Source organism: Pseudomonas sp. GL-B-19 (assembly GCF_019956415.1).
Lineage (GTDB): Bacteria > Pseudomonadota > Gammaproteobacteria > Pseudomonadales > Pseudomonadaceae > Aquipseudomonas.
This window is the reverse complement of the sequence record NZ_JAHBDK010000053.1, coordinates 38,194-54,925: the sequence shown is the minus strand read 5'-3', so window position 1 is coordinate 54,925 and position 16,732 is coordinate 38,194. Positions and strand designations below refer to the sequence as shown.

The following is a 16,732-nucleotide window of genomic DNA, read 5'->3' as shown; positions in this document are numbered from 1 at the left end:
CCTCATTGTTGTTATCGGTTGAGAGTGGACCGAGCATAAGTCCACCTCATAACTGACCGCGACAATCATTCATCCCGCGTATGCGTAACCATCGACTCAGCTCTTGTGCTTCCTGGCCCTCTTGTCGGACTTTTCGAACGCGGCTTCCAGCGCCCGATTAATCGTGCGCAAGACTTTGACCCGCGCCCAGCGCTTGTCATTGGCCTCCACCAGCGTCCAGGGCGAGATTTCGGTACTGGTGCGATCGACCATGTCACCCACCGCAGCGCGGTAAGCGTCCCACTTATCTCGATTGCGCCAGTCGTCTTCGGTGATCTTGAAACGCTTGAAGGGAATTTCTTCCCGGGCCTGGAAACGCTCCAGTTGTGTCTGCTTGTCGATGGCCAGCCAGAACTTGACCACGATGACGCCCGAGTCGGAAATCTGTTCTTCGAAGTCGTTGATCTCGCTGTAAGCCCGCAGCCAGTCCGTCGGCGGGCAAAAGCCTTCGATGCGCTCCACCAGCACCCGCCCGTACCAGGAGCGATCAAAAACCGTGAACTTGCCCTTGGCCGGGAGGTGGCGCCAGAACCGCCACAGATACGGCTGTGCCCGCTCCTCTTCGGTCGGCGCGGCGATCGGCACGATGCTGTACTGACGCGGATCGAGCGCCGCCGCGACTCGCCGAATCGCCCCGCCCTTGCCCGCCGCATCGTTGCCTTCGAACACCGCCACCAACGCGTGCCGACGCATGCGTTTATCGCGCATCAGGCCGGAGAACCGCGCCTGCTCGGTGATCAGTTGTTCTTCGTAATCGTCCTTGTCCAGCTGCAGGGTCAAGTCGAGACTGTCGAGCAGGTTGATCTGATCGATATGGATCGGCAGCGGTGCGGCATTGACCTTGTCGGGATGGACATCGGGGCGTTTCAGCGCAGTTTGCAGACCTTCAAGCAGGATCTTGCCTACCGCCAGGCTACGGTAATGGGCGTCCAACCCTTCAATCACATGCCACGGCGCGTAGTCGCGACTGGTGCGGCGCAACACACGCTCGCCGTATTTCACGAATTTGTCGTATGTCTTGGATTGTTGCCAGTCCAGCGGACTGATGCGCCAGCTGTGCAGCGGATCGTCGGCAAGGGCCTTGAGGCGCGCTTTCATTTGCTTTTTGGAGAGGTGGAACCAGAACTTGAAGATCAGCGCGCCTTCGTCGCACAGCATCTTTTCAAAACGCTCGGATTGGTTGATCGACTGATCCAGCACGGCGTCTTTGAACAGGCCATGAACCCGGCCTTGCAGCATCTGACTGTACCAATTGCCGAAGAAAATCCCCATGCGCCCCGCGGCCGGCAGCATCCGCCAATAACGCCAGGCCGGTGGTCGCGCCAGTTCCTCATCAGTTTGCTGGTCGAAGGTGCGGACCTCTATCAGACGCGGGTCCATCCATTCGTTGAGCAACTTGACCGTCTCGCCCTTGCCGGCGCCTTCGATGCCATTGATCAGGATGATCACCGGGAAACGTTTTTGCTGCTGAAGTTCGAACTGCGCTTCAAGCAAGGCTTCGCGCAACGCCGGCACCTCGGCGTCATAGGTTTCTTTGTCGATGGCGTGACCGATTTCAGCGGATTCGAACATTGGACGGCTCCCTTTCCAGATTGAACAAGACTAGCGGATTGGGCCGATAGCAAGCAGAGAAATCCCCTGCGATGTGGGCTTTTGTGGCGAGGGGGCTAGAATGGCGACCTTGCCGCCGCCGAGCCTGCCATGAAACCTGTATTGCCTCACGCCCAACTCGACTGGGACGACCAGGGTCGCCCGTATTCGCGGGTGTTCGACGACGTGTATTTTTCGGACAAGTCGGGCCTTGAAGAAACCCGTTACGTGTTCCTTGAGCAAAACAATCTGCGTGAACGTTTCACCGCGTTACCGGACGGCGGTCGACTGGTCATTGGTGAGACCGGCTTCGGCACCGGGTTGAATTTTCTGTGTGCCTGGCAATTGTTTGAACAGCACGCGGTGGCGGGTGCGCGACTGCACTTTGTGAGCGTCGAAAAATATCCGCTGAGCTTGCCCGATCTGCGACGCGCCCTGGCGTTATGGCCAGAACTCAAACGGTTCGCCGATCAATTGCTCGCGCAGTACGTAGCGATCCATCAAGGCTTCCAGCGATTGATCCTGGACAACGGCCGCGTGACGCTGACCTTGCTGATCGGCGATGCTCTTGAGCAGCTGCCGCAACTGGACGCGCAGATTGACGCCTGGTTTCTCGACGGTTTCGCCCCGGCGAAAAACCCCGACATGTGGACCGCCGAATTGTTTGCCGAACTGGCACGGCTGGCAGCGCCAGGCTCGACCATCAGTACGTTCACCAGCACCGGTTGGGTTCGCCGTTTGCTGAATGCGGCAGGCTTCAAGATGAAGCGCACACCGGGCATTGGCCACAAGTGGGAAATCCTGCGGGGTGTGTTCCTTGGCTGGCCCGAAGACACCGAGGCACCCGTTGCTGCAAAACCCTGGTTTGCTCGACCGACAGCCTTGACTGGCGAACGTCGAGCCTTGGTAATCGGTGGCGGCCTGGCCGGTTGCGCCACAGCCGCCAGCCTCGCCACGCGGGGTTGGCAAGTCAGTTTGTTGGAGCGACATGACGCACTGGCCCAGGAAGCCTCAGGTAACCCACAAGGCGTGTTGTACCTCAAGCTTTCCGCCCATGGCACCGCATTGTCTCAGTTGATCGTCAGTGGTTTTGGCCACACCCGACGCTTGCTGGAGCATTTGCAACGCGGTGTCGACTGGGACGACTGCGGCGTGCTGCAACTGGCCTTTAACGCCAAGGAAGCGCAACGTCAGGCGCAATTGGCGGCGGCGTTTCCCGAAGATCTGCTGCACGTGCTGGATCGAGAAAACGCCGAGATTCACGCCGGTATCGCACTGCAATCAGGCGGTCTGTTTTACCCCGAAGGCGGCTGGGTGAATCCACCCGCCCTGTGCCACTGGCAAGCGACGCATCCGGATATCCAGATTCTTACCCATCGCGATGTACTGGAACTGCGCCGCGTCGACGGGCACTGGCAAGCCTGGGATGGCGAATCATTATTAGCTGACGCCCCCGTGGTGGTGCTCGCCGGCGCCGCCGAGATCAAGCGCTTCCCATACAGCAGCGAATTGCCGCTCAAACGTATTCGCGGACAAATCACTCGCCTGCACCAGACACCTGAGAGCCAAAGCCTGAGTACCGTGGTTTGCGCTGAAGGTTATGTCGCCCCGGCTCGATTGGGTGAACACACGCTGGGCGCCAGTTTCGATTTCAACAACGATGACCTGACGCCAACGGCAGCCGAGCATGCCGGCAACCTGCACATGCTTGAAGAAATTTCGGTGGATCTGGTTGCTCGGTTCGGCGCAGACACCTTGCAACCTGAAGCCCTTGAGGGTCGCGCGGCATTTCGCTGCACCAGCCCGGATTACTTGCCGATTGTCGGGCCCTTGGCCGATAGTCAGGCGTTTGCCGACGCCTATATCGCCCTGAGCAAGGATGCCCGGCAAACCCCGGACATCCCTTGCCCCTGGCTGGACGGTTTGTACGTCAACAGCGGCCATGGTTCACGAGGGCTGATCACCGCGCCATTGTCGGGCGAGTTGCTGGCTGCATGGCTGGATGACGAACCACTACCATTGCCCAGAGCAGTGGCCGAAGCCTGTCATCCAAACCGTTTTGCCTTGCGGCGTTTGATCCGGGGTAAGTGAATCCACTCGACTCATGACGTCCCGGGTCAGGCGCACGGTCCCGATGGCGTTGCCCTCCTTGTCCGTCCCGCGGACTTATTACTTATCGATCTAAAACTCCCTCGCCCCCACCGGGTCAGTTTCTGAGTACCCGCCGCTTTGGCCGGGTATCGATTGACCCTCCCCAACGGAAAAACCGGTAAGGATTTTATGTGCGGATTAGCTGGCGAGTTACGTTTTGATCACCAACCGGCGGACCTCGCGGCCGTTGAACGAATCACCCATCACCTGGCCCCTCGCGGCCCGGATGCCTGGGGTTTTCACGCTCAAGGACCGATTGCCCTGGGCCATCGGCGCCTGAAAATCATGGACCTGTCGAACGGCTCGGCGCAGCCGATGATCGACAATCAATTGGGCTTGTCCCTGGCCTTCAACGGCGCAATCTACAACTTCCCGGAACTGCGCGCCGAGCTCGAAAGCCTCGGCTATGTCTTCTATTCCGGCGGTGACACCGAAGTACTGCTCAAGGGCTATCACGCCTGGGGCGAAGCCTTGCTGCCCAAACTCAACGGCATGTTCGCGTTCGCGATTTGGGAACGTGACGCCCAGCGCTTGTTCATCGCCCGCGACCGCCTCGGCGTGAAGCCGCTGTACCTGTCGCGCACCGCTCAGCGACTGCGCTTTGCCTCGGCGTTGCCGGCGTTGCTCAAGGGTGGCGAGATCAACCCGATGCTCGACCCGGTGGCGCTCAATCATTATCTGAATTTCCATGCCGTGGTCCCGGCGCCGCGCACCCTGCTGGCCGGTATTGAAAAGCTGCCGCCGGCCACCTGGATGCGCATCGAAGCAGACGGCGCCACCGAACAGAAAATCTGGTGGACCCTGCCCTACGGCCCACGCGCCGACGAAATGAACCTGACCCTCGAAGACTGGCGTGACCGTGTGCTCGACAGCACTCGCGACGCAGTGGCGATTCGTCAACGTGCGGCGGTTGACGTCGGCGTATTGCTTTCGGGCGGTGTCGATTCGAGCCTGCTGGTCGGGCTGTTGCGTGAAGTCGGCGTGGAAAACCTGGCGACTTTCTCCATCGGTTTTCAAGATGCCGGCGGCGAGCGCGGCGACGAGTTTCAGTATTCGGACCTGATCGCCAGGCACTACGGCACACAGCACCATCAATTGCGCATCGACGAAAAAGAGATCATCGAGCAACTGCCGGCAGCGTTCCGCGCCATGAGCGAGCCGATGGTCAGCCATGACTGCATCGCCTTCTATTTGCTGTCCCGCGAAGTGGCCAAACATTGCAAAGTGGTCCAGAGCGGCCAGGGCGCGGACGAGTTATTTGCCGGTTATCACTGGTACCCGCAGGTCGACGGTGCTGCCGATCCGTACACGGCCTATCGAGAGGCGTTCTTCGACCGTAGCTACGACGATTACGCAGCCACCGTGCAGCCGAAATGGCTGACAGCCAATGACGCCGCCGGTGACTTCGTGAAGGAACATTTCGCACAACCCGGTGCCGACGCTGCGGTGGACAAGGCCCTGCGTCTGGACAGTACGGTGATGCTGGTCGACGACCCGGTCAAACGCGTCGACAACATGACCATGGCTTGGGGTCTGGAAGCACGCACGCCGTTTCTCGACTATCGGCTGGTGGAATTGTCGGCCCGCGTGCCGGGTAAATTCAAACTGCCGGACGGCGGCAAACAAGTCCTCAAGGAAGCGGCGCGACTGGTGATTCCGAGTGAAGTCATCGATCGCAAGAAGGGTTACTTCCCGGTGCCCGGCCTCAAGCACTTACGGGGCGATACGCTGAACTGGGTGCGCGAATTGCTGCTCGATCCCAGTCAGGATCGCGGCCTGTTCAACCCGGCCATGCTCGACCGGCTGCTGACAGATCCGCAAGGTCAATTGACCCCGCTGCGCGGCTCCAAGCTGTGGCAATTGGCGGCCCTGAACCTGTGGCTCAGCGAGCAAGGAATCTGATCGATGAAACCCAACGCCACGGCTTACAGCCAACGCTTGTTGCGCGGCCAGACGCCTTCCTATGAACGCTTGCAGGCGCGTCTGGCCGAAGACGGCAGCGAACTGAGTGCCGCGCCGATCGCCGTGCATTGCGGCTGGGGCCGGTTGCTGATCGGGCACACCTTTCCCGATCCGGCCAGCCTCGCCCAAGAGTTGCTCAATGAGCAGCCGGGCGAACGCGACATTGCGTTGTACGTTGCCGCGCCTCAGCAAATACTGGGGCTTGAACCCGCACAGCTGTTTCTTGACCCGTCAGACACCTTGCGGTTGTGGTTCAGTGATTACCGTCAGGCGACGCGCGTGTTTCGCGGTTTTCGTATCCGTCGGGTACAAAGTGATGCGGACTGGCTGGCAATCAATCAGCTGTATCAGGCGCGCGGCATGTTGCCCATCGATGCAAGTCTGCTGACCCCGCGCCATCTGGGTGGCCCGGTGTATTGGCTGGCCGAGGATGAAGACAGCGGCGCGATCATCGGCAGTGTCATGGGCCTCAATCACCACAAGGCGTTCAACGACCCGGAAAACGGCAGCAGCCTGTGGTGCCTCGCGGTCGACCCTTGCTGCTCGCGGCCCGGTGTCGGTGAAGTGTTGGTGCGACATTTGATCGAACACTTCATGAGCCGTGGGCTGAGTTACCTTGACTTGTCGGTTTTACACGACAACCGGCAGGCGAAAAGCCTTTACGCCAAACTCGGTTTCCGCAACCTCTCGACCTTTGCCATCAAGCGCAAGAACGGCATCAATCAGCCGCTGTTTCTCGGGCCTGGGCCGCAGGCCAAATTCAATCCGTATGCACGGATCATCGTCGAGGAAGCCCATCGGCGCGGCATTGATGTGCACGTTGATGATGCCGATGCCAGCCTGTTCACCCTCAGCCACGGCGGGCGCCGGGTGCGCTGCCGCGAATCGTTGAGCGACCTGACCAGCGCCATCAGCATGAGCCTGTGTCAGGACAAAAGCCTGACGCACAAAGTGCTCAAAGGCGCAGGGCTGAACCTGCCTTCGCAACAACTGGCGGGCAATGCCGATGACAACCTGGCGTTTCTCGATGAGCACGAGCGGGTGGTGGTCAAGCCGCTGGATGGCGAGCAAGGTCAAGGGGTTGCCGTGGATTTGCGGACGATTGAAGAGGTGCAGCAAGCCATCGAAGCCGCTCGCCAGTTCGACAGTCGAGTGCTGCTGGAAAGTTTTCACGAAGGCCTCGACCTGCGGATTGTGGTGATCGGGTTTGAGGTGGTGGCGGCGGCGATTCGGCGGCCGGCAGAGGTGGTCGGCGACGGCCAGCATTCTATCGGTGCGCTGATCGAAGCCCAGAGCCGGCGTCGACAGGCGGCGACCAGCGGAGAGAGCAAAATACCCCTGGATCATGAGACCCAGCGCACGTTACATGCGGCGGGTTACGACTACAGCAGCATTCTGCCGGCGGGCGAGCATTTGTTCGTACGGCGTACGGCGAATCTACATACAGGCGGGATTCTGGAGGATGTCACGGCGATTCTGCATCCAACTCTGGAGGATGCTGCGGTGCGTGCGGCGCGGGCGCTGGATATCCCGATGGTCGGACTCGACTTGATGGTGCTCGCTGCCGATCAGCCGGCGTATGTGTTTATCGAGGCGAATGAGCGCGCCGGATTGGCCAACCATGAACCACAGCCGACGGCTGAGCGGTTTGTGGATTTGTTGTTTCCGCATAGTCAGCCGGCTGCCTAGTTCCCTTCTTGATCGTTCCCACGCTCTGCGTGGGAACGATCAGTTCTGTACCCATCAGGAGTTTCCATGACCAGCAAAATTCCCGAACCGGATCTCAACTATCTGCAAAAAGTCCTGCTGGAAATGCTCGCCATTCCCAGCCCGACCGGGTTCACCGACACCATCGTGCGCTATGTCGCCGAACGCCTTGAAGAGCTGGGTATTCCATTCGAAATGACCCGACGCGGGACTATCCGTGCGACCCTCAAAGGCAAGAAAAACAGTCCCGACCGCGCAGTTTCCGCCCACCTGGACACCATCGGTGCGGCGGTTCGCGCCATCAAAGATAACGGTCGTCTGACACTGGCGCCGGTCGGTTGCTGGTCCAGCCGTTTTGCCGAGGGCAGCCGGGTCAGCCTCTTCACCGACAACGGCGTGATTCGCGGCAGCGTATTGCCGCTGATGGCTTCCGGGCACGCCTTCAACACCGCCGTAGACGAGTTGCCGATCAGTTGGGATCACATCGAGTTGCGACTGGACGCTTATTGCGCCACCCGTGCCGACTGCGATTCGCTGGGGATCAGCGTTGGCGATTTCGTGGCCTTCGACCCCTTGCCGGAATTCACTGAAAGCGGTCACATCAGCGCCCGCCATCTGGACGACAAGGCCGGTGTTGCTGCATTGCTCGCGGCGATGAAAGCCATCGTCGACAGTGGCGAGGAATTGATGATCGACTGCCATCCGCTGTTCACCATCACCGAGGAAACCGGCAGCGGCGCGGCGGCAGCATTACCGTGGGACGTCAGCGAATTCGTCGGCATCGATATTGCGCCCGTCGCGCCCGGCCAGCATTCCAGCGAACACGCCGTCAGTGTGGCGATGCAGGATTCCGGTGGACCTTATGACTATCACTTGTCGCGACATTTGCTGCGCTTGGCCAGTGACAACGAATTGCCGGTGCGCCGCGACCTGTTCCGTTACTACTTCAGCGATGCGCACTCGGCGGTGACCGCCGGGCACGACATTCGCACCGCCCTGCTCGCCTTTGGTTGCGATGCGACGCACGGTTATGAGCGTACGCATATCGATAGCCTGGCGGCATTGAGCCGCTTACTGGGTGCCTACATTCTGAGCCCGCCGGTTTTTGCCAGCGATGCGCAACCGGCGAAGGGGTCGCTGGACCGGTTCAGTCATCAGATCGAACATGACACGCAGATGGAAAGTGATACGCGGGTGCCATCGGTGGATAGCCTGGTGGGGCAGCGCTCCGATAGCTGACATCTTCATTGTTTGATCTTGCGCTATCGCAAGCAGGCTCGCTCCCACAGGGAACTGCGGTCAACTGTGGGAGCGAGCTTGCTCCGGGCGGCGTTCCGACGAAGGCGGCCGCACAGGCGACACATCAGGCCGAGGCTAGCCGCCACCGATCATTCGCCGTAGCATCGCGCCATTGTTTAGCCGAGGTGCCTATGCTGATCCCCTACGACCAACTTGAAGTCGACACCCTGACCCGCCTGATCGAGGATTTCGTGACTCGTGACGGTACGGACAATGGTGATGACACGCCGCTGGAAACCCGTGTGTTGCGGGTCCGCCAGGCATTGACCAAAGGCCAGGCACTGATCGTTTTCGACCCGGAAAGCGAGCAATGCCAATTGATGCTCAAGCACGATGTGCCCAAGCACCTGTTTGACTGAACGGCTCAGCGCCCCTTGGTCTTGGCCAGTTTTACCTGGATGCGCTCATAGACTTCAGCCCGATGCACATTGACGTTCAGCGGCGCTTCGACGCCAAAGCGCACACTGTTGCCGCTGACGTTGAGGACACGCAGTGAAATGTTGTCACCGATGGAAATCACCTCGCCCACAACGCGACTGAGTACAAGCATGGTATTGGTCCTTGAGGATTGCCGGTCCTTGAAGATGCCCGGCGTTTAGCGGGTCTTCAAGGCGAGGACGGCAAATCAGCCCAGCCCTACAGCGCTGGACGATCACCTCTGACGGATGCGTCCGACAAATCGATTGAATGCAGGACCGTTCCTTCAGGACGCGGTAAAGCGCGGGCCAAACAAAATGACGCTGGCCCCGATCACGCACAGCGCCACACCAATCCAGTCCGAGCTCAATGGACGGATTCGCTCGACGACCGCCAGCCAGCCAATTGAAGCAATGATGTAAATGCCACCGTAGGCGGCATAGGCGCGCCCTGCGTAGGAGGCCTCGACACGCGTCAGCAGCAGCGCGAACAAGGTCAGGCTGAGCAGCGCCGGAAGCACCCACACAACGCTTTTGCCTTGGCGCAACCACATCCAGAACGCGAAACAGCCGGCGATTTCAAACAGCGCCGCGAGGAAAAACCACAAGTAATTGAGCATGCAGATGCCTCGTGAGGATGGCCGGTGGCGGCCACCCTAACGACGCTGTTGCCTACGGGCAAGTTCAGCCAGCGTTTTGTTTGGCCTTGGCGCGCATTTTATCGGCCATGACGGTCATTTCGTTGTAGAGCAGTTGCGGGTTCTTCTGTTTGATCGCCCAGGCCATGCGGCCCTGTTCGTGAGGCAGGATCATGAACTCACCGGCGGCCACCTGTTGGTAGATGTAGTCGGCAATGTCAGAGGCGGTGATCGGCGAACTTTCCAGCAATTTACCGACCTGCGCCTTCATCGCCGGGGTCGGACCGCGGAAAGAGTCGAGCAAATTAGTCTGGAAGAACGACGGGCACACCACATGCACGCTCACTTCCTGCTGTGCCAGCTCGATCAACAGGCTTTCGGACAACGCCACCACGCCGGCCTTGGCCACGTTGTAGTTGCTCATGGCCGGGCCTTGCATCAGGGCGGCCATCGACGCGATGTTGATGATTTTGCCTTTGCTTTCTTCCAGCAGCGGCAGGAACGCCTTGCAGCCCTTGACCACCCCCATCAGGTTGATCGCGATCTGCCAGTCCCAGTCTTCCAGCGACAGTTCACTGAAGAAACCGCCCGAAGCAACACCGGCGTTATTGACGATGATATCGATGCCACCCAGCTTTTCTTCGCAGGCCTGAGCGAATGCGGTCAGCTGGCTGTAATCGCGCACGTCGCAGCGCTGGGTAAATCCGTCACCTCCGGCCTCGCGAACCAGTTTCAGGGTTTCCTGCAAGCCGGGTTCGCTGACATCTGACAAGGCCAGTTGCCAGCCTTCGCGCGCCCAGCGCAGCGCGATTTCGCGACCCAGGCCCGAGCCCGCGCCAGTGATCATCATGCGATTTTGCATAGCAAACAGCCTTGTGGTTCCGGGGAAGATTCGCTGAGTGTAGCGAAGGACATTGCCCGACCCACGCTCCATCAGATTGCTGAATGGCCCGAGCAAACCGTGGGCGCGTGTGATTCAACTAACACTGGAACAAATGAAATAAGTCTGTCTTCGAAAAACATTAAAAAAACATGGAATTTTCCGACTCGCGCACCAGTCGGATTTTGTAAGCAGCTAGAAATTATTGCTTTCCAGCTGACAGTTTAAAGACAGGTCATTCCAGAAGACTTTCAACAAGGAAATAGACATGGGCACAATTCTGATCGTTATTCTGATCCTCTTGCTGATCGGTGGTCTGCCGGTTTTCCCACACTCCAGAAGTTGGGGTTATGGCCCGTCGGGTATCATCGGTGTGGTGCTGGTGGTGCTGTTGATCCTGCTATTGCTTGGCCGGATATAACGGACATAACGAGTTAACAGACAAAAAAAGAGGCCCTTGAAAAAGGGCCTCTTTTTTATTGCGCCGAAAACTTAGTCCGGCTTGCCATCAACCACACCAGCGGTGTTATCGAGCAGGCTTTTGGTCGCTGTTTGCAGGAACGATTCGAGCTTAAGCTTCAACTCCGCAGTGTGTGGATCGTTAGGAACGATCTCGGAACGCGGATTGGCGCCCAGCTCGTAGCGGTACATCTTAGGCTCCATATCCTTGTCTTTCGGTAGCACCAGAATCTGGTCAGCCGTGAGAATGGCCGTGGTCTGTTCGCTGCCCGACGGTTTGATCACGCCAAAACCGGCGTCACCTTCCGGCAGGTTGAGCAGGTCACGACCCCAGCACTGATGGCGCACTTCGCCACCGATGCGGCCCATAATGGTCGGCACGATGTCGATCTGAGTGCCCACGGTGTGGTCACGCTGGCCGAACTTTTCCTGGATACCCGGTGCGATCATCAGCATCGGCACGTTGAAGCGACCCAGGTCCATTTCGGTGATTTGCTGCTCGTTACCGAAACCATGGTCACCCACGATGACAAACAGGGTTTCCTTGAAGTACGGCTCTTTACGCGCCTTCTCAAAGAACTGACCCAGCGCCCAGTCGGAGTAACGCATGGCGGTCAGGTGTTCGTTGAGGTTGCCGCGATCGGTGACGCGCTCGACCGGCAAAGGTGTCGGCAAGGCATACGGCGTGTGGTTGGATAACGTTTGCAGCAAGGCATAGAACGGCTTGCCGTTTTCCCGAGCCTTGAGCTCCACCAGGCCACGGTCGAACATGTCCTGGTCAGACACGCCCCAGGTCGGATCAGAGAACACCGGGTTCACGTAGTCGTTACGGCCGATGAAGTTGGTCATGCCCTGGTTGCTGAAGAAGCCCGACTGGTTATCCCAGGCGAAGTCGCCGTTATAGACGTACACGTCTTCGAAGTCACGGGCACTGAGCAATTGCGGCAGGCCGGACAGTTTGTGGCTGCCTTCCGGGGTCTGCATCAGGTATTCGAAACCCGGCAGGTTCGGGAAGCAGGCCATGGTGGCGAACATGCCCTGGTGGGTGTGGGTGCCGTTGGAAAAGAAACGGTCGAACAACAGGCCTTCCTTCGACAGTTTGTCGAGGTACGGCGTGATGTTACCCGGTCCACCCAGCGCGCCGACCGAGTGACCAGCCATGCTTTCCATCAGGATCACGACCACGTTCTTGATTGGCAGGGTCTTGTCGGCCGGTGGCGTGTAATCACGACGCACGGCGGCTGTCTCGGCATCCACCAGTTTTTCGTCTTTCATCACCAGCATGTCACGCACGGTCTGCTGAGCCTCCGGCTGCGGCAGTGTGGCTTTCCAGATGTTGTCGCGATCTTCGGACATCCGGCTCTTGGCCGCCGCGATCAGCGACAGCGTGCCGTTGAGGCCCAACTGGTTGGCGAAGATCGAGTCAGTGGTGTAGACGTCACCCCAACGCATCGGTGGGCCTTGACGCAGAGTGCCACGAGCAGCGACCACGCAAATCAGCAGGCAGACGACGAACACGCCGATGCGTGCATACCACGGGGCGATCTGGCGCGTACTGATGCTGCCACCGCTGAACGGGCCGCGAGGACGGGTCGCACGATCGGCGCCCTTGAACGCCAAAGTCAGGATCAATGTGCCAAAGGCCCACGCCAGCAGATAGCGAACCACCGGGAAACCGTACCAGAGCATGCTCATCACGGTTTTCGGGTCTTCTTTCACATACTGGAAGACCAGGCCGTTGAGGCGCTGGTGAAACTCGCGGTAGAAGTCCATTTCCATCAGGCCGAGGAACAGCGCGATGCTCGAAGCGAGGGTCAGCCAGAAGCGGAAGAACCCGCGAGCAGCCATCGCCCGGGCGCTGAACAGTGCCAGCAACAGCGGAATGCAGAGGTAGACCACCAGACGCAGGTCGAAACGCAGGCCGTTGGCGAACGCTTCAAGAAAGGTCGCAGCCGGTGTGTCGAGGATCATCGAGCGGTTGTAGACCAGCAGCGCAACACGCAGCAGGCTGAACATGACCATCATGATCAAGGCGCACAACAGCGTATAGGCCAGATGCGATTTGACGGTCGGTTGCAGCAGGCGACTAGAAGCTCGCTGCTGATTCAGGGCGTCCGGGATTGCCATGTCGTTTTAGGACCCATTGGAAGTTGAAGTTTCAAAAATACGGCGGCGCATTGCCCTCTATTGGCCAATACCTGACCCTGGGGCTTGCGCGGTGCGCAAATGTTGCACGATCACCCGCCTCATTGCCATTGATTACTGTTTGGCTGGCAGATGCGGGGCGGATTGTCTTGGAGGCTTTGTGAAAATTTTGTGCAACGCATATCCGGAAACACAATAAAGCCGCGCACTGGTAAAAACACAAACGCCCCGAACCAGTCGGGGCGTTTTGCAGAACAACGGTGCGATTACTTCTCGGCGCGTTCTTTCAGGGCTTTCAAGGTATTGAACGGCGCATCGACCACGAACTTGTTGGCGACCATTGCCGGCACGCTGCCGCCCGGCTCGGTATGGACTTGATAGGTCACTTCAACCTGATCACCTTTTGGCACGAACTTCCAGAAACCTTTGACTTGAGCCACCCGAATAAAACCTTTTTCTTCCGGAACGTACTTCGGCACACCTTCAAGGTTACGGGTCAGGCTGCCATCGGCGCCTTCAATGGTGGTGATGTGCAACACCGAATCACGCGGGGTGACGGGCCACGGGGTATTGAACTGGGTGTAGGTCCAGCTCTGGTCGCCCTCGTGCTTGAGCAGCTTCTGCATTTTGCACTCGTGAATCCAGGCACAGGCGCCGGCCACGTCTTCTTGCAGTGCGCGCAGTTTGGCAACGGTGGTCTTCATCAACGTTACACCCTGATAGGACTTGTAGTCCGAGCCAGGCACTTCGCTCAGGGAGATCTTGATGCCGTCTTCGTTCTTGGCGACCTTCCAGTCTTCGGCCTGGGCAGCCGTCGCGGCGAGCACAGCGGTCAATCCACACAACACAGCGATACGATGCAGCGAACCCATAGTTTTATTCCTTATTGTTGAAGTTCCGTTGTTGAACACATCACACCGCCGTCATTTGCTCCCACCATCCCAGCAATTTGATCGCTTCGTCACGGCTGCTTCCGCACACTTCAATATCAGCTTCAAAGGCCGAACACACCGCCGGGCGTTGTGGACGGCCAAAAATGAGGCACAGGTTATCGACCGAAAGTTGTACGCAACGTTCGCCAGCGGCTTTGCCATTGGGCATACCGGGAATCGCTGAGCTGATGGAAGGGGCTATGCAACAGGCGCCACAGCCTTCACGGCATTTCATGATGACGGGCTCCTCACGAGGAGTGATGTGTAAAAAGGACGGGCACAGAGTAACCGCTAAAACAGTTGTTTAAAATTACCTGAACCGGGGTTTTTCCGTTCAAATCAACGTGACTGACCAGTCTCCGACAAAGCGTCTGGCCAGCGGGTCACGGACAGTGAAGGATTTACCGCTTGAACTCGAAATCCAGCGCCGCGCCTTCGACTTCGTGGCGCTCATCATTGCGCAGTTGCAGCTGCATTTCGTTATTGAGCAGCCGACCGTTGAGCTGAAACGGGCTGCTGCCGGTCTTTTCGCCAAACATGGGTGGCAGCAGTGCATCGTTTTGGGGCAATGGCATCGTACCGATCGGTTTCAGTTCTTGTGCCATTTGCGGGGGCAACTTCAAATCAAGTTTGGCGGGCGGGAGTTGGGTTTTCACCACTTCGCTGGCCGCTTTTGACTTGGAGGCAGTGGGGGGACGCTTTTTCACCACCTTGACAGGCTCGGCTTTTTTGGCCGGCGCCGGTTCTTCCGCGGTTTCGCCGGTCGCCGGTTCTTCATGACCCGCCGCCATGACGCCTTCAGCGTGAACGCTCATCAAGAGGCAAAAAAACAGGCAGGCGGCAGAAAAAATCGGTTTCATGAACCCAACAGCAAAAAACGGCAGAGGGCCATATGCTCCCCTGTTGCACGCCACATGACAAGCACCGCAGTGAACGACCGACTCAGAAGCCGCCGGCCGTTTCCTGGCAAAGTTGCGTGGCCAACATCCCAAGGGTCATCAATGCACGCTCGGCCTCACGGTTCCAGGGTGTGCCGCAATTCAGCCGAATGCAGTGATTGAACTGCTCGGTGTTACTGAAGATAAGCCCCGGCGCAATACTGATGCCCTGTTGCAACGCCCGCACGTGCAATTCCTGTGTGTTGACCCGCCCCGGCAAACTGACCCACAAAATGAAGCCGCCAGTCGGCCGGGTCATCTGCGTGCCTTCAGGGAAGTACTGCTGGACTGCCAGCTGGAAGGCGCTGAGGTTCTTGCGGTATTCCTGACGGATGTAACGTAAGTGGCGGTCGTAACCACCGTTTTCCAGATAGGCCGCAATGCCCATTTGCGTGACGCTGCAGGCCGAATGGGTACTGAACGTCTGCAGCCGCTGGATTTCCTGCTGGTACTTGCCGGCAATCATCCAGCCGATCCGCACGCCTGGCGACAGGGTTTTGGAGAAGCTTGAACAATAGATGACCCGATCCAGCCGATCGTAGGCCTTGAGCGATTTGGTGCGCCCCTGCTCGAACATCAACTCGCCGTAAATATCGTCTTCGACAATCTGGATATCAAAATCCGACGCCAGGCGCAGCAATTGTTTTTGCCGCTCCTCGGGCATGGTCCCACCCAATGGATTGCTCAAGCGCGTGGTCAGCACCAGCGCCTTGATCGACCACTGGTTGGCCGCCAGTTGCAGGGCTTCGAGGCTCATGCCTGTGGCCGGGTCGCTCGGAATTTCGATCACTTTGAGGCCGAGCAAGTCTGCCAGTTGCAGCAGGCCATAATACGTTGGCGACTCGGCGGCGATCAGGTCGCCAGGACGGGTCAGTACACGCAGGGACATCTGCAACGCATCGACGCAGCCATGGGTGATGACCACTTCGGAGGGGTCAACCACCACGCCGGCATCGCGCATGCGGATCGCCACTTGCCGGCGCAATGGCTCAAAACCGGGGCTGAACATGTAGCTGAACGCCCGCGGACTATGGAATCGGGTGACTTTGGCCAATTGCTGATGCAGCGCCCGAACCGGCAGGTAATCGACGCTGGGCACTGCGGCGCCCAGCGGAAAAACACCCTCGCGGCGGGATTCGACCAACACTTGTTGAATGATGCTGCTGCGCGTGACCAGACCCGGACGCTCGACCCGGGCGATGTCCGGCGTCGGCGCGGTCAGGGCTGGCGTCTGGTGAACGTAGTAGCCCGACTGCGGCCGGGCCCGGATCAGCCCCTGGTCTTCAAGATTGGCATACGCCTGCAACACCGTCGCATGGCTGACGTTGAGCTGCGAACTCATCTTGCGCACCGAAGGCACGCGCTCCCCCGGTTGATAGACACCACGACGGATGTCTTCGGCCAGTTGTTGAGCAATACGTTGGTAGAGCAAGAGATTGGTCATGACGCAGCACTCGATTTCACGGGCATTTTATTCTTGTGTGAAACAATACCGGAACAGTTTAGAAGTGTACGGGGACAGTTGCCACAATAGTCGACCGTACAGTGCAGTGTCAGCAAAATCTGTACTGCTTTT

General features: G+C 58.7%; 15 protein-coding genes. 6 read left to right on the top strand and 9 right to left on the bottom strand.

Annotated elements, in window-relative coordinates; translation table 11 throughout:
* Positions 1 to 96: 96 nt before the first annotated feature.
* Positions 97 to 1,611 (bottom strand): polyphosphate:AMP phosphotransferase, encoded by a 1,515-nt coding sequence (gene pap / locus KGB06_RS20685; protein ID WP_223519060.1) that lies wholly within the window; start codon positions 1,609 to 1,611, stop codon positions 97 to 99.
* Positions 1,612 to 1,740: 129 nt separating this feature from the next.
* Between pap and mnmC the strand changes: the two genes are divergently transcribed.
* The 5 genes from mnmC (at position 1,741) to KGB06_RS20660 (ending at position 9,107) form a co-directional block, all read left to right on the top strand.
* Positions 1,741 to 3,720: a bifunctional tRNA (5-methylaminomethyl-2-thiouridine)(34)-methyltransferase MnmD/FAD-dependent 5-carboxymethylaminomethyl-2-thiouridine(34) oxidoreductase MnmC gene (mnmC, locus tag KGB06_RS20680; RefSeq protein ID WP_223519058.1), complete on the top strand. Its 1,980-nt coding sequence runs from the start codon at positions 1,741 to 1,743 to the stop codon at positions 3,718 to 3,720.
* Positions 3,721 to 3,909: 189 nt separating this feature from the next.
* On the top strand, positions 3,910 to 5,682 hold the full coding sequence (locus KGB06_RS20675) for an N-acetylglutaminylglutamine amidotransferase (RefSeq protein WP_223519056.1): 1,773 nt from the start codon (positions 3,910 to 3,912) through the stop codon (positions 5,680 to 5,682).
* Between the two features lie 3 nt (positions 5,683 to 5,685).
* Entirely contained in the window at positions 5,686 to 7,431 is a 1,746-nt protein-coding gene (gene ngg / locus KGB06_RS20670) for an N-acetylglutaminylglutamine synthetase (protein ID WP_223519054.1), read from the top strand.
* 66 nt (positions 7,432 to 7,497) lie between these two features.
* Complete coding sequence (locus KGB06_RS20665) at positions 7,498 to 8,688, top strand: osmoprotectant NAGGN system M42 family peptidase (RefSeq protein ID WP_223519052.1); 1,191 nt, start codon at positions 7,498 to 7,500, stop codon at positions 8,686 to 8,688.
* Between the two features lie 191 nt (positions 8,689 to 8,879).
* Positions 8,880 to 9,107, top strand: coding sequence for a YheU family protein (locus tag KGB06_RS20660; protein WP_007945785.1), 228 nt, complete (start codon positions 8,880 to 8,882; stop codon positions 9,105 to 9,107).
* Positions 9,108 to 9,112: 5 nt separating this feature from the next.
* Here the strand turns inward: KGB06_RS20660 and csrA are convergent, their stop codons facing one another.
* The 3 genes from csrA to KGB06_RS20645 form a co-directional block, all read right to left on the bottom strand.
* Complete coding sequence (gene csrA / locus KGB06_RS20655; protein WP_223519050.1) at positions 9,113 to 9,298, bottom strand: carbon storage regulator CsrA; 186 nt, start codon at positions 9,296 to 9,298, stop codon at positions 9,113 to 9,115.
* A gap of 153 nt (positions 9,299 to 9,451) precedes the next feature.
* On the bottom strand, positions 9,452 to 9,784 hold the full coding sequence (locus KGB06_RS20650) for a YnfA family protein (RefSeq protein ID WP_223519048.1): 333 nt from the start codon (positions 9,782 to 9,784) through the stop codon (positions 9,452 to 9,454).
* A 64-nt stretch (positions 9,785 to 9,848) separates the two neighbouring features.
* The gene (locus KGB06_RS20645; protein WP_223519046.1) at positions 9,849 to 10,664 is read right to left on the bottom strand and encodes an SDR family oxidoreductase; all 816 of its coding nucleotides are present in this window, start codon (positions 10,662 to 10,664) and stop codon (positions 9,849 to 9,851) included.
* 280 nt (positions 10,665 to 10,944) lie between these two features.
* Between KGB06_RS20645 and KGB06_RS20640 the strand changes: the two genes are divergently transcribed.
* Positions 10,945 to 11,103 (top strand): DUF3309 family protein, encoded by a 159-nt coding sequence (locus KGB06_RS20640; RefSeq protein ID WP_172825980.1) that lies wholly within the window; start codon positions 10,945 to 10,947, stop codon positions 11,101 to 11,103.
* 71 nt (positions 11,104 to 11,174) lie between these two features.
* Here the strand turns inward: KGB06_RS20640 and KGB06_RS20635 are convergent, their stop codons facing one another.
* The 5 genes from KGB06_RS20635 to KGB06_RS20615 all read right to left on the bottom strand — a co-directional run bounded on the left by KGB06_RS20635 (position 11,175) and on the right by KGB06_RS20615 (position 16,600).
* On the bottom strand, positions 11,175 to 13,268 hold the full coding sequence (locus KGB06_RS20635; RefSeq protein ID WP_223519044.1) for an LTA synthase family protein: 2,094 nt from the start codon (positions 13,266 to 13,268) through the stop codon (positions 11,175 to 11,177).
* A gap of 284 nt (positions 13,269 to 13,552) precedes the next feature.
* Positions 13,553 to 14,158 carry an START domain-containing protein gene (locus KGB06_RS20630; RefSeq protein ID WP_223519042.1) on the bottom strand — a complete coding sequence of 202 codons (606 nt, stop codon included), beginning with the start codon at positions 14,156 to 14,158 and terminating at the stop codon, positions 13,553 to 13,555.
* 40 nt (positions 14,159 to 14,198) lie between these two features.
* Positions 14,199 to 14,453 carry a YkgJ family cysteine cluster protein gene (locus tag KGB06_RS20625; protein ID WP_223519040.1) on the bottom strand — a complete coding sequence of 85 codons (255 nt, stop codon included), beginning with the start codon at positions 14,451 to 14,453 and terminating at the stop codon, positions 14,199 to 14,201.
* 166 nt (positions 14,454 to 14,619) lie between these two features.
* The gene (locus KGB06_RS20620) at positions 14,620 to 15,078 is read right to left on the bottom strand and encodes a translation initiation factor 2 (RefSeq protein ID WP_223519039.1); all 459 of its coding nucleotides are present in this window, start codon (positions 15,076 to 15,078) and stop codon (positions 14,620 to 14,622) included.
* An 82-nt stretch (positions 15,079 to 15,160) separates the two neighbouring features.
* Positions 15,161 to 16,600, bottom strand: a complete 1,440-nt coding sequence (locus KGB06_RS20615; RefSeq protein ID WP_123432724.1) for a PLP-dependent aminotransferase family protein — start codon at positions 16,598 to 16,600, stop codon at positions 15,161 to 15,163.
* Positions 16,601 to 16,732 lie beyond the last annotated feature (132 nt).

Coding starts and splice junctions, on each gene's coding strand:
- pap (WP_223519060.1), bottom strand. CDS start 1,611: ATGTTCGAATCCGCTGAAATCGGTCACGCCATCGACAAAGAAACCTAT.
- mnmC (WP_223519058.1), top strand. CDS start 1,741: ATGAAACCTGTATTGCCTCACGCCCAACTCGACTGGGACGACCAGGGT.
- KGB06_RS20675 (WP_223519056.1), top strand. CDS start 3,910: ATGTGCGGATTAGCTGGCGAGTTACGTTTTGATCACCAACCGGCGGAC.
- ngg (WP_223519054.1), top strand. CDS start 5,686: ATGAAACCCAACGCCACGGCTTACAGCCAACGCTTGTTGCGCGGCCAG.
- KGB06_RS20665 (WP_223519052.1), top strand. CDS start 7,498: ATGACCAGCAAAATTCCCGAACCGGATCTCAACTATCTGCAAAAAGTC.
- KGB06_RS20660 (WP_007945785.1), top strand. CDS start 8,880: ATGCTGATCCCCTACGACCAACTTGAAGTCGACACCCTGACCCGCCTG.
- csrA (WP_223519050.1), bottom strand. CDS start 9,298: ATGCTTGTACTCAGTCGCGTTGTGGGCGAGGTGATTTCCATCGGTGAC.
- KGB06_RS20650 (WP_223519048.1), bottom strand. CDS start 9,784: ATGCTCAATTACTTGTGGTTTTTCCTCGCGGCGCTGTTTGAAATCGCC.
- KGB06_RS20645 (WP_223519046.1), bottom strand. CDS start 10,664: ATGCAAAATCGCATGATGATCACTGGCGCGGGCTCGGGCCTGGGTCGC.
- KGB06_RS20635 (WP_223519044.1), bottom strand. CDS start 13,268: ATGGCAATCCCGGACGCCCTGAATCAGCAGCGAGCTTCTAGTCGCCTG.
- KGB06_RS20630 (WP_223519042.1), bottom strand. CDS start 14,158: ATGGGTTCGCTGCATCGTATCGCTGTGTTGTGTGGATTGACCGCTGTG.
- KGB06_RS20625 (WP_223519040.1), bottom strand. CDS start 14,453: ATGAAATGCCGTGAAGGCTGTGGCGCCTGTTGCATAGCCCCTTCCATC.
- KGB06_RS20620 (WP_223519039.1), bottom strand. CDS start 15,078: ATGAAACCGATTTTTTCTGCCGCCTGCCTGTTTTTTTGCCTCTTGATG.
- KGB06_RS20615 (WP_123432724.1), bottom strand. CDS start 16,600: ATGACCAATCTCTTGCTCTACCAACGTATTGCTCAACAACTGGCCGAA.